General features: G+C 49.7%; 8 protein-coding genes and 1 tRNA gene. 3 read left to right on the top strand and 6 right to left on the bottom strand.

Going from position 1 to position 12,152, the window contains the following annotated elements; translation table 11 throughout:
- Window positions 1-193 precede the first annotated feature (193 nt).
- Window positions 194-3,142 (bottom strand): FAD-binding and (Fe-S)-binding domain-containing protein, encoded by a 2,949-nt coding sequence (locus ACYVB1_RS13330; RefSeq protein WP_460924268.1) that lies wholly within the window; start codon window positions 3,140-3,142, stop codon window positions 194-196.
- Window positions 3,143-3,610: 468 nt separating this feature from the next.
- Between ACYVB1_RS13330 and ACYVB1_RS13325 the strand changes: the two genes are divergently transcribed.
- Window positions 3,611-4,675, top strand: coding sequence for an acyloxyacyl hydrolase (locus ACYVB1_RS13325; RefSeq protein ID WP_460924267.1), 1,065 nt, complete (start codon window positions 3,611-3,613; stop codon window positions 4,673-4,675).
- Between the two features lie 14 nt (window positions 4,676-4,689).
- On the opposite strand, the gene ACYVB1_RS13320 is transcribed toward ACYVB1_RS13325, so the two are convergent.
- From ACYVB1_RS13320 to ACYVB1_RS13310, 3 genes are all read right to left on the bottom strand, one after another.
- Complete coding sequence (locus ACYVB1_RS13320) at window positions 4,690-4,908, bottom strand: T9SS type A sorting domain-containing protein (protein WP_460924269.1); 219 nt, start codon at window positions 4,906-4,908, stop codon at window positions 4,690-4,692.
- 104 nt (window positions 4,909-5,012) lie between these two features.
- A tRNA-Pro gene (locus ACYVB1_RS13315) sits at window positions 5,013-5,086 on the bottom strand.
- Between the two features lie 164 nt (window positions 5,087-5,250).
- Complete coding sequence (locus tag ACYVB1_RS13310) at window positions 5,251-6,402, bottom strand: MFS transporter (protein ID WP_460924266.1); 1,152 nt, start codon at window positions 6,400-6,402, stop codon at window positions 5,251-5,253.
- Between the two features lie 330 nt (window positions 6,403-6,732).
- On the opposite strand from ACYVB1_RS13310, the gene ACYVB1_RS13305 reads away from it, so the two are divergent.
- The gene (locus tag ACYVB1_RS13305) at window positions 6,733-7,869 is read left to right on the top strand and encodes a sodium:calcium antiporter (protein ID WP_460924265.1); all 1,137 of its coding nucleotides are present in this window, start codon (window positions 6,733-6,735) and stop codon (window positions 7,867-7,869) included.
- A gap of 501 nt (window positions 7,870-8,370) precedes the next feature.
- Here the strand turns inward: ACYVB1_RS13305 and ACYVB1_RS13300 are convergent.
- Window positions 8,371-9,750: an SPW repeat domain-containing protein gene (locus tag ACYVB1_RS13300; RefSeq protein WP_460924264.1), complete on the bottom strand. Its 1,380-nt coding sequence runs from the start codon at window positions 9,748-9,750 to the stop codon at window positions 8,371-8,373.
- A gap of 692 nt (window positions 9,751-10,442) precedes the next feature.
- Between ACYVB1_RS13300 and ACYVB1_RS13295 the strand changes: the two genes are divergently transcribed.
- Entirely contained in the window at window positions 10,443-10,607 is a 165-nt protein-coding gene (locus ACYVB1_RS13295) for a hypothetical protein (RefSeq protein ID WP_460924263.1), read from the top strand.
- A gap of 84 nt (window positions 10,608-10,691) precedes the next feature.
- On the opposite strand, the gene ACYVB1_RS13290 is transcribed toward ACYVB1_RS13295, so the two are convergent.
- Window positions 10,692-12,014, bottom strand: a complete 1,323-nt coding sequence (locus ACYVB1_RS13290; RefSeq protein ID WP_460924262.1) for a hypothetical protein — start codon at window positions 12,012-12,014, stop codon at window positions 10,692-10,694.
- Window positions 12,015-12,152: the final 138 nt, after the last annotated feature.

Raw genomic sequence — 12,152 nt, 5'->3', positions numbered from 1 at the left:
GCAAACAAACTCGTCAAGCAGGCCTTTGCACTGGCAACAAAAGGAGAATATTACACGGAAAAACCATAAAATAAAACTTGCTTTTAAACACAGTTCATTTCGAACGCAATGAGAAACCTGCCGTATTGCGGGGTCATGAAATAACCCAGATTTCTCACTGCGTTCGAAATGACAATTTGGCTACTGCTATTATTTACTTCAAAGCACTATATAAAACTTCAATCGGATGCAGGGCTTTGCGGCCGGTGCCGTCGTGTATCTGGTGGCGGCAGCTGGTGCCGGGGGCGGCGATGATGACCTCTTCCGGCTGCTGTCGTACAGTCGGGAACAATACCAGCTCGCCTACCTGCATGGAGAGGTCATAATGCTCTGCCTCGTAACCGAAAGAACCTGCCATGCCGCAGCAGCCGGATGGAATGGCTTCTACTTTATAGTTCGGAGGCAGGGTAAGCATCTGCTGGGTGTACAGCACCGAAGAAAGCGCTTTCTGGTGGCAATGCCCATGTAGCTTTACCAGCCGTGCTTCATCTTTGAACAAGCCCTTGTCGATGTTGCCGCTGAGGATTTCGCGCGCGATAAATTCATCGAACTGCAGGCAGTGGATAGACAGGCTTTTAGCATCTTCCTCCTGGTCAGCGTCTACTAAATCAAGGTACTCATCGCGGAAGGAGAGGATGCAGGAGGGTTCTATGCCCACCAGCGGTGTGTCGCTGGAGATAAGGTCCTTCAGCATCGCCACATTTTTCTGCGCCAGTTTCTTTGCCTCCCGCAGTAGCCCTTTCGACATGTAGGTGCGGCCGCTTTCCTCGTGCTTCGGAATCTCTACTTCATAACCCAGGCGCTCCAGCAGCAGCACCGCTGTTTTGCCGATGTGGGTGTCGTTGTAGTTGGTGAACTCGTCGCAGAACAGGTAGACTTTCTTTTTCGCCTTTTGCTGTCCTTTGCTGTTGCCCGATTGCTTTTTATGCTTCTTAAACCAGCTGCGCAGTGTGGTTTCCTGCAGCAGCGGGATGGTGCGCTTTGGGGCAAAGCCCATCATTTTCTTGGCTATGTTGGCCGTGGTGTTATTCTTAAACAGGAAGTTGTATACACCCGGCGCCATGGCCGCCAGCTGGTTCGCCTTGGTAAAGTTGCCGACCATGCGAGTGCGGAAAGGAATGCCGTTGGCATCGTAATAGTGCTGCAGGAACTCTGACTTCAGCTTGGCTACGTCTACGTTAGAAGGGCACTCTGACTTACAGCCTTTACAGGAAAGGCAGGTATGCATGGTGTCCATGATTTCCTCGTGGTCGAAGCGGTTGTCCTTGTCAGAACGGGTCAGGAATTCGCGCATCATGTTCGCTCTGCCGCGGGTCGTGTCCTTTTCGTTGCGGGTCACCATATAGCTGGGGCACATGGTGCCACCGGTCAAATGCGTTTTGCGGCAGTCGCCGGAGCCGTTGCAAAGCTCGGCGGCACGCAGTACGCCACCCGCCTGGCTGAAACGGAAGACAGTGTTAAACTCCGGTGTCTCCTGTCCCGGCTCATAGCGCAGGAAAGTGTTCATGGAAGGCGTGTTCACAATTTTGCCCGGGTTGAAGATATTCACCGGGTCCCACACGCGCTTCACTTCCTCTACCAACCTGTAGTTGTCTTCCCCGATCATAAAAGGAATAAACTCGCCGCGCAAACGCCCATCGCCGTGCTCGCCGCTCAGGGAGCCCCGGTACTTCTTTACCAGGTGCGCTATTTCGGTGGCAATGTCGCGGAAAAGCTTGTTGCCTTCTTCGGTTTTCAGGTTGATGATAGGGCGCAGGTGCAGTTCGCCACTGCCTGCGTGGGCGTAGTGCACGCAGTATAGGTTATATTGCTCCAGCGTGAGGTTAAACTCCCGGATAAACTCCGGCAGGTCGGCCACATCCACCGCTGTATCCTCAATCACCGCCACCGGTTTGGCATCGCCCGGAACATTGGAAAGCAGTCCGAGGCCCGCTTTGCGCAGGTTCCATACCCTTTTGGTATCAGGTCCTGTCACGAGTGGGTAATGGTAGCCCAGCTTATTCTTTTCCAGGTCGCGCACGAGGGCATCTGCCCTTTGCTGCACTTTCTCTATGGTATCGTCACCAAGTTCCACCACCAGGATGGCACCTGGGTCGCCTTTCACGAAGAAGCGGTTCTGGCTATGCTCAATGTTTGTTTTGGTGCACTCCAGTATATAGTGGTCCATCAACTCACTGGCACTCGGCTTGTAATGCAGCGCCACCAGGTTTGCCCGCAACGACTCGTCTATGCTGTTGCAATGGATGCACAGCAGACCGGTTTCCTTTGGAGGGAGCGGGTTTACGTGCAGCTTTATTTCGGTCAGAAAAGCCAACGTGCCCTCAGAGCCGGCAATCAGTTTGCAGAAGTTAAAGGCCTCAGCACCTTCCGTAAACGGCTCCGACTCCAGCAGCAGGTCAATGGCATAGCCGGTGTTGCGGCGCTGGATGCTGGGCTTTGGGAACTCCCGCCGGATGTTTTCCTGGGAGGGCTTGTGCGACAACATGGCTTTGGTTGCCTGGTAAATGCGGGTTTCCAGTTCTCCGGACGTATTCTCTCCCCGGCACTTTGCCTCAAATTCTTCCTGGCTCAGCACCCCAAATTCTGTTTCCGTACCGTCGCTTAAAATAGCTTTCACGGAGATGGTATGCTCGCGGGTGCTGCCGTACACCACAGAGTTGGAGCCACAGGAGTTGTTGCCCACCATTCCCCCAATCATGGCACGGTTTGCCGTGGATGTTTCCGGTCCGAAGTAGAGGCCGTACTGCCTCAGGAACAGGTTGAGTTCGTCCCGGATAACTCCCGGTTGCACCCGTACCCAGCTTTCTTCCGGGTTCACTTCTAAAATCTGCGTAAAGGTGCGCGAAACGTCTACTACAATGCCATTGCCTACCACCTGGCCGGCCAGCGAGGTGCCGGCCGTGCGCGGGATAAGGGAAGTGCCTTCTTGGCGGGCAAAGGCGATCAGTTTTTTGATGTCTGCAACGGATTTTGGGAAAGCGACAGCCTGTGGCATTTCGCGGTAAGCAGAGGCATCTGTGGCGTACAGCGTACGCATGGTATTATCGAAGTAAAACTCCCCCTCCAGCTGTCCGGAGAAGTGTTTCAGTTTTTCTGAATTCATATAGTTCACGTTGCCTCCTGCTGTTCTATGGTGTAGCGGAGACAGGTTAAAGCGCTGATATTAGTATGGTAAAGAATATAACATGTTAAATATTGCTGCTATTCCTTAACGCTTTGCTCATGGAAAAGGAAGTGTGTTGCCTTTTTAACAAATATTCTTTTCCCGAAGGTAAGCACAGGCAAGCGAAAGTCAAAGAGAGAAGAGGCTGCTTAAGAAGCAATATGTGTGCGCCTCTTGTAATTTGGTTACTAAAGCAGCAAACACAGGAGGTGTTCAGGCAGGAGCAAAGGGGCTGTAACAGACGGGGGATGTGTTAATCTTGTAACCATGGCTTCTGATAGCCTGTTTATTAGGAATAGCACCCGGGGTGATTTTTATACTACATCAGGTGAAAGGAGGGGTAATCTTGTTATGTTCAAACAATTCGCAGTAAGGCTTTTTTCAATCATACTTCTCTTATTTCAGTTCATGACCGCCCCTGCAGTTGCACAAACTGCAGGACCAACACAAAGCGATACCGCACGCGTTGCTGTTACCATCGGGCTGCTTGGGCACTACGGCTTTATTATTCCACACTCCCGAGAGATTCGGGATGTGGCGGATGCGAACCCCTGGGGTGCGGAACTCGATGTTGGGTTTCATTTTACAAGTGCCAACGCCTGGCAATACCTGCAGGCCTACCCGAGGCTGGGCGTATCCCTGGCGTATTATAATTTTGATAACCCGGAGGTGCTGGGGAATGCTTATGCGCTGCTGGTATATGCAGAGCCTTTCCTTTCTGCGCACAAAAATTTCAGCCTGTCTTTTCGCCTAGGTGCGGGCCTGGCTTACCTGGATAACGTGTATGATCCGGAAACGAACCCTGAGAACCTCTTTTACAGCACGGCCATCAGTTTTCCGCTGGAAGCAAACGTGATGGCGAACTACAGGTTGAACAGGCATTTTATGCTGCGGGCCGGCGCCACCTATAAGCACATCTCCAACGGCGGTCTACGGCAGCCAAATAAAGGCATCAACTTTCCTACGGCTACAGTAGGCCTGCATTATGCCATACAGCCCGCCTCTTTCCCGGAAAGACAACCTACAGCGGGAAGCATGCAGGAGCATGAGCGGAATTACCTCTTTGCCCTGCAGGGCTCTTCACAGGACAGGGAGGACGACCCCTCCAAACAGCTCCCCCTTCTGGGGCTCGCGGCCTATGTGAGCCAGCCAGTGGGCAGGCTTAGCGCCCTTACCGCTGGTGCCGAGTGGGTGGCAGATTTTACTATCCGAAAGCAGTTGGAGCAAAGAGGTGAGGACACTGACTTTCAGCGGGGTGCCCTGCTGGCAGGTCATGAGTTCCGGATCGGCCGGTTCCGGTTCAGCCAGCAGCTGGGGGTGTATGTATATGCGCCACATGCTGCCCGCGATGCCGTGTACCAGCGCTATGGGCTTGAGTATCATACGGGCAACAAAGCGTTCTTTGGTATTAACCTGAAGGCGCACCGCCATGTAGCCGACTTCCTGGATGCGCGGGTGGGGCTTAGGCTATAAGCAGCGCAGTGGCCTTACTGCTTCTGAAGTTTAAAGGTAACGGCATTTTTCCCCTTTGGCTGTACAATGACGAGGTACATGCCGGGCGCATAGCCTTCCAGGTTAATTTCATAGCCGTTAGTGGCTGTAGCCTGGCTGATAAGGCGACCTGATAAGTCTGCTACTGTTACAGTTGCCCTGGTACCTGCCTGCAGTTCAAGTTTTGCTCTGCCTGATGTCGGGTTCGGAAACAGCTTTCATTCTGTATACCCTTCGGTAAGAGAGTGCAACAGGTGATTTTAATATATGAGCGTACATAAAAAAGCCGCTTTGGCAATTTGCTAAAGCGGCTTTTTCGTCGGAGTGGCGGGATTCGAACCCACGACCTCCAGCACCCCATGCTGGCGCGATACCAGGCTACGCTACACCCCGAATTTGCAGGCAAAATAAAAGCCCTGCACAACAAAAGCAAGGCTTTAAAAAAGGATGAGCTTAAAAATGTTTTACTTCGCTTTTCAGCAAACAGGAAGTGCTCAGCTGTAAGATACAGCCCCGTAAAGCAGTTCTTCTTATGTTGCTGTAAATCAAAAGCAACGTTAGTTTGCCATTGCTATGCGGGCTTCTTTCCTGAAAAACAAGGTTGAAATAGGGATAAACATAAATCCGGCGCAGGCAAAGGCAATGAACGACACTCTCAGGTTAAAAGCATGCGCCAAGTAGCCTATCATAGGTGGGCCAATCAGCATACCCACCATACCGTAGGTGGCGATAATGGAGATGGCCATGCCGGGGGAGTATTTTTTGGAGGCACCCGCCAAAGTAAAGGTCATAGGAATAACGGCGGCTGTGCCAAAGCCAACCAGCGAGAACCCAACCATGGCGGGCCAGAAGCTTGGGAAAAGGATGGCGAGTGCAATTCCTGAAAAAATAAAAACCGCACTCATTACATAGGTGGCCGGCATACCGATTCTCTCGATGATGCGGTCGGAGAGAAACCGCGCGAGTGCCATCGTCGCCATAAAAATCAGGTAACCGGAGGTAAATATATCCACCTGCACCACCTCCTGAAAATAAATGCCACTCCAGTCGAACATGCCGCCTTCGCAAATGGCCGCAAAAAATACCAGCAGTCCCAGGTACAGGATGTAAGGGTCTGGTTTGCCAAAAGCCAGTTTATTTCCGGAGGTAGACCGGTCGTTTCGCAACAGAAACCGGGAGGCAAACAGCGTTGCCAGGATCGTAAAGATAGTGACGGATACTAAATGCGGCGTTATGGAAATACCCAATGCAACCAGCAGGGTAGTAAACCCTACACCCACAATACCGCCTGTACTCCAGAGCCCATGAAACGAACCATTAATTTTACGGTTGTACTGCTTCTGTAGGGTAATAGCCTGCGTGTTCATGGCAATGTTAAGGATGCGCATGCTAAAGGCAAACAGGCAAATAGCCATGACCAGGGTAACTGTAGTTGTGGCAAAGCTGATAAGTGACAGGCAAACAGCATGTAGCACAAAGCCAAAAGACAAGGGTACCCTGCTGTCGAATTTCGTGAGAAGCCAGCCGGAGAAGGGGAGGCCTATCAGGGAACTGATGGGCATAGCGAGCAGGATGGTGCCTAACTCCGCCTCATTGAAATCGAAAGTGCTTTTGATAGTTGGAATTCGAGCTGCCCAGCTTGAAAAACTAAACCCGGAGAGAAAGAAAAAAGCACTTAGAGCAACCCGCTGCCTGACTTTTAAATCCATACGACACCATTTAAGCGACTGCAAATATCCTGAATAAGCTTGATAACCTGTCAGGTTGTGGGGTAAAATTAGTCAAATGCGCCCCGTGCGCCTGTAAACAACCTTGAAAGTGGTGGTGTAAATGGTTCTGTATCAGGAAAGCATGGATTATAAAAGCAAAGGAATGCCTGGTGCAGGTGCTGAAACTTCACGTGCTTAAAGTCAACAAGAAATGTGTCTTTTAGTATAAGAATTTATCAGCAGCCACCGGGATTAACTGGAGATAGGCTTTAAATTACTGCTGGTTCTGCTGCTTTAGATGCTTTTTTAACCGTTTAAAATCGCTCAAATTTGGAAAGCTTTCTACAGGACCTTTCGTTGGTATGGAACATTGTCATTTTTGCTTTAGCAGGTGCATTAGTCTGGGGGGCTGGTGTCAGACTCTCTAAATATGCTGACAAGATCATCGACAAGACGGGTATCTCAGAGGTTTTCATTGGCACGTTAGGACTTGCTGTCATTACTTCGCTGCCAGAAGTTGCCACAACAGTTTCAGCTACCCTGGTCGATAATGTGAGCATGGCCATCAACAATTTATTTGGGAGCATTGCCTTACAAGTTACAGTCCTGGCTGTTGCAGATGCTTTTATCAGGGAAACCTCACTAAGCGGTTCGCTTGAGAACCCTGTGTCCCGGTTTCAGGCCATCTGCCTTTCCTTCCTGCTTTCGGCGGCTGCCATTGCCATTCTATACGAAGACGTTGCTATCTTCCATGTAGGTCTTTGGTCGGTCGTTCTTTTTTGTCTTTACCTGGCACTCTTTTACATCATCAACTACTTCAAAAGAATGAAATGGTGGCTCACAGAGCCGGAGGAACGGGAAAGCATTGGCAAGGTAAAAGCCATTGTATCTAAGAGAATGGAAGAAATACAGGAAGAGGAAGAGCGTAAAGAAGAGGAAGGTGATAATGATGACAAAGATGAGGAAGGCGAGAAAAAGTTGTCTGAGGTTGTTATGTCCAAACTAGGGCTGTTCTTTCTATTGTCAGCATTTGGTATTTTGGTTGGAGGTTACTTGGTAGCCAATTCTGCAGACATTATTGCTGAAAGAACAGGCATCGGGTCCAACTTTATGGGATACTTTTTTGTGGGCCTTACTACTTCACTTCCTGAGTTAAGTACAACCGTTAGCGCTGCAAAATTAAAAAGGTACCGGATGGCTTTTAGTAACATCTTTGGCACTAACCTCCTGAATGTTGGCCTTGTCTTGCTCGCTGACCTGATTTATACGGAAGGGCCGGCTTTGGATGAGGTAGGAAGCTTTGCCGCAGCCGGGGCTGTTTTGGGTATTTTGCTGACAAGCATTTACCAGATAGGGCTTACCATCAAATACAAGAAAACTTTCTTCAGGCTGGGCTTCGACTCCATCCTGGTCGTCATTTTCTATATCATAGGAGCGACTATTCTGTTTAACATGCGGCAGGGTTAAAGGAAGGTATACACCTAATTAAAAGGAAACTTCTGGCGTTTACTTCTCAATTGTTAGTAAAGCCCAGGAGTTTATCTTTTCAAGTTTGCAGTTATGTTGTGATATCTATCCCCATAAAGCACCTTAAATCAGACAAACCTTTTTCTATTCGTTGGCACGGGGTGAAAGTGTTTCCAGTCTTTGTGTTGAGCGCCTGGGGGTAGGGGCCCTCTATTTGGAGATTTTTACGTGCCGCGTGAGCGGCAGCGCCCTGGCGCAGAAAAACTCCCAGCGCGATGCATAAAGACGAGGCCTCTCGGCCTGGAGAGCGCAGGCAGGAACAATGAAACTATAGCAAGCTGCCGCTGGAAGAATTGAGTCTACGGGAGCTTAGACTGGTCTGCATGCTACTCTATACCATGGAACTTGGTTCATGCAATTTGTTACTGATTCAGGGTAGCAGGTTTGCTTTTGCAGACGCTCAGGAAGATGAAATTGTAAGCACAGGCAGATACGAAGGCGCTACTTGATATACTTATCAAAGCTTCCTCTTTTGTCCTCCACTTTTCCTCTGGGAAGCGTCAGGGGAATCAAGACGATGCCGCAAATGACGCTGTTCCACATGGCAGTATCATTGTCTGTTCCTAAAACCCATGGAGCCGCGATAAGCCAAAGGCCGAACAGTATCTGAAGGTATCGCAGGGGGCGGCCTACCTCCGACATGGCAATGACGGCAAATGCAACAATAATGGCACCTGTTAAATAACTGCTGTTGGCAATCTGGCCACTATATCCTAAAACACCTGGAGCAGCCATTATCCACATCCCTATCAGCATGATGATAAACTGATTCCAGGGCCTGAGAAATAAGTCGTGATAAACTTCACTAAAGGTGTGCTCCAGCAGTGTTTCCGGATTTTTTGTTTCTTCCATGTCACCGCCTTCCATGGTGGCGCCAAACCAAAAGGAGGTCCAATAGGAGGTGCCCCGCCTTTTTTTCTCCTGTCGCATTACTTGTATGGTAGCCAGCACTTCGTCAATAGTGAACGGAATCATGAGAAGGGAAACCATGGCGCTCGTCAGGCACAACGTACACCAGTACCCTACTGACACCGGCTGCAGGATAACGAGGGTAATGCTTACTATTCCGAGCGGAACTATCAGAATACCGAATATAATCACTACCCAGGGCATGGTGCGCCAGCGGTGGGTGCCTCCGGCTAAACCAAACAGCACATCAATGATGTAGGAGAACGCCCCCAGTGTAGCATCAGAAACCGGGAAAGACTCCGAAACAGCAGACGTCAGAACCTTCCGGGTGCCGTCACCAAAAAAAGGATCCCACACGGTGTTGATGTATTCCAGTTGAAAGGCACCCATGTAGCGGGCAACAAAAAAACCGAGCCAGGCTAAAAAGACCACCGGTACGCGTTGGTTCCAGGAAGAAGGGTTATAGTTCCAGCCGGCCGGCACATTGGGTCCCGGCTGTGCGAACAATTTAATACCCGGCTGCCTGGGAATAACGATGCCGAAGATGACCAGAAGCGTACCTATCAGGTAATTAATCAGCAGGCCACTCCCTTCCTTGGCCCAGAAAACCATAGGGGCAATAAAAAGCCAGACACCTAAAAAAACAATTCCCCACTGCGCCCAAAGCTTATAAGGCTTCATGGCAAAGTAACTCAGCCCGATAACCAGAAAGCCTGCCAGGATGTCGTTCCAGACCATAGCCGGTACTTTGTAACCAAAAGTGGGAGGGTTTGCGATAAGCCAGAACCCTAACACAAGCGTGCAGTAATAAACCCAGCTTATTCTTTTATGGTGTTCTTCATGATCTTTCTGCTTCTCATCAGGAAACATGTCTTTTTTTACAAAAAACAGGTTACGGAAAGTAAGGTCCATCTTTCTAGGTGTTTACACTGAATGTTGAAAACGATGGTAAAGCACTACAACCGGAAGTCGAAACTTCCGGAGTGCCTTTCTGAAAGCTTATGTAGCTGTCCTCCCCATTCAACCCCATTTCGCACAGAAACAACTACTTCGCCTCATACTCAAATCAGATGAACGCATCCACCTTTTTTTTGTTTGAGGGTGTCTCCTGGTGACCAAGGGGCGTAGTCAACTGGTTACTAAATGGAATACCTGCGTTTGTATAAGCTTCCGTAGCTACGGCTTATTCAGCGCCTCATCCACATTCCTTTTCGTAGTCTATGGCTGTGTGCTCTTAGCCTGTGGGTGCGCATGTTCCTGTTCTGCACTGTATAGCTGACCCGGGAACTTCACAGAAAAACTGGAAGCGGATCCACTTCGTGCAGGCAAAACAGCGGTGTCTGGAAAGGTTATGGGCAGGATAAAGGCATGGCCTTAGTGCCAGGGTGTAATCCTTGAAAACAATGTGGAAATAAACAGTCTTACTTGCAGGGATGGCAGGTTTAGGAGGTTGAAAAACGGAACAGCTTTCCTGTTGCTGCAAAGTGTGTTACTGGAGTAGGGGGTAAAACGGCTGCTTCTGTGCCTGTTGGATAAGTACGTATTGAAAATCAGTATATATTTTTCGCAGGCAAATCGTACATAAACGTTAGATGTTTAGTTCTATGAAACATAAGCCAATCACGACACAGGATGAGTACAACACAATAGCTTTCCGCATAGAGCTGTTAAAAGACGGGGAGGCGGGTTCGGATGAAGCAGAAGAACTGAAACTATTAACGAGGTTAATCGTGGAGTATGAAAGCAAAAGGCAGCAACCAAAAAAGTGATGTGCTGAGGCTATTGTGTACATACGTCGCTGCTTTTAACTCTTCTTTTCAGAAGGAGGCAGGGCACACTGTGATAGATGGAATCTACAGCTGCAGCATAGAGGCACTGTAGGGGTTGGAGAGAAGTTTGCGGAACACCTCCCAGCGCCTTTCCGGATTGTCTGCTGTGCCACTCTGTGCCTCCACATGCTGGCGCACCAGTTCCTGGCCCAGGTTGTAGTTGATGACATAACTCCTGTAGCGGTCAAAAAAGCGTGTGCGTTGCAGCGCCTTGTCTTTGTCGTAGAAGTTATACTTTACAAGCATGTCGGCGGCTTCTTCACGGCTGATGTGGCCGTCGAGGTACAGGCGGGCCGCTTCGTTTCCGGCAAAGTTCAGCTGCGCAATTTTATTCAGGATAACATAGTAGCGTTCGGCTTCTTCAGGGTTAAGGTCTGCCAGCGGGAATAACACATCTTTCTCAAACTGAATACGTTCGGCGGGAGGAAAAGCGACTTCTATGCCATAGTTGGCGCTGCCTTCTGCTATCAGCGACTGCGGGCTGAACAAAGGGTAAACAGCATATTCTTTCCAGCCACGGTTGTTTACCAGTTCTTCCTCCAGCAGTACGTTGTAAACGTGGTGTCCCGGGTAGCCCTCGTGCCCGGCCAGGTCGATGGCCCGCTCAATGTTAATCGGGAAGTCAGTGTTAATCTGAATGAGGCTATAGCTGTTGCCCTTAAAGTAATTGTAACCGGACCATGGTTTATCTGTAACAAACTCTACTTTAAAGTTTTCATTTTTGGGTAAGTCATAATGCGCTTTCGTTCTTCTGCGTGCCTCTGTAATGGCAGCCTGGAACACCGTGTCGAGCTTTTCTTTCGGTATCACAAACCGGTTTTTATAAGCGGCCCAACGGCCTGCCATGCTGCCTTCGCCCGGAAGCAGGGTGTCCAGTGTCTGCAGCAGGGAATCGAAGTAAGAAAGCTCGTAATGTGGTGGTACGGCATCGTACAGCAGTTTTGCTTCCTCATCAAAAGAAAGCTTTCTACCCTGCATCATCTCCACTTTGGTGATGCTGGCCAGTACCTGTTTCTGCAGCATCGTAATTCTCCTTTTCTCCAGCGCCGACAGCCCGGCAGTGTCCTGTGCCGTAAGCCCTTGCTGCACCAGCCGTAACTCCTGGAGTAAAGTGGTTCCCGGGAAAGTATCGGCAGGGGCTGCGGTTGGTTTCCACTCCTCCGGCCCGTAATAGGCATCCACAAAGTCGCTGTCGTACTGGCCAATCTGCAGCAGTGTCTTTACATACTGCTCGGCCAGTGCATCCATGGATGGTACACTTGCCTCCTGCTGCTTTGCAGACGTACACGCCCCAAGCAAAATCAGGCATACGATGGCGAAGAGGTGGTTCAGGGACTGCAGTTTCATGTTGTTTTGGTTTAGAACAAGAGGCAATGTAAGCTAGAAGCTATCTCAAAAATACCTAAGCATTATCTTCATGCACGCGAGCAGCAGGAATGCCAGGTAATTATCAGCCTTCTTTTCCTGTCTGACCAAGGTTCTTCT

Source organism: Pontibacter brevis (assembly GCF_054779655.1).
The sequence above is the reverse complement of the archived record's forward strand: the minus strand, read 5'-3'. Positions and strand labels throughout refer to the sequence as shown.

Bases quoted from the DNA above. Each gene is read 5' to 3' on its own strand.
- ACYVB1_RS13330 (WP_460924268.1), bottom strand. From the start codon at position 3,142: ATGAATTCAGAAAAACTGAAACACTTCTCCGGACAGCTGGAGGGGGAG.
- ACYVB1_RS13325 (WP_460924267.1), top strand. From the start codon at position 3,611: ATGACCGCCCCTGCAGTTGCACAAACTGCAGGACCAACACAAAGCGAT.
- ACYVB1_RS13310 (WP_460924266.1), bottom strand. From the start codon at position 6,402: ATGGATTTAAAAGTCAGGCAGCGGGTTGCTCTAAGTGCTTTTTTCTTT.
- ACYVB1_RS13300 (WP_460924264.1), bottom strand. From the start codon at position 9,750: ATGGACCTTACTTTCCGTAACCTGTTTTTTGTAAAAAAAGACATGTTT.
- ACYVB1_RS13295 (WP_460924263.1), top strand. From the start codon at position 10,443: ATGAAACATAAGCCAATCACGACACAGGATGAGTACAACACAATAGCT.
- ACYVB1_RS13290 (WP_460924262.1), bottom strand. From the start codon at position 12,014: ATGAAACTGCAGTCCCTGAACCACCTCTTCGCCATCGTATGCCTGATT.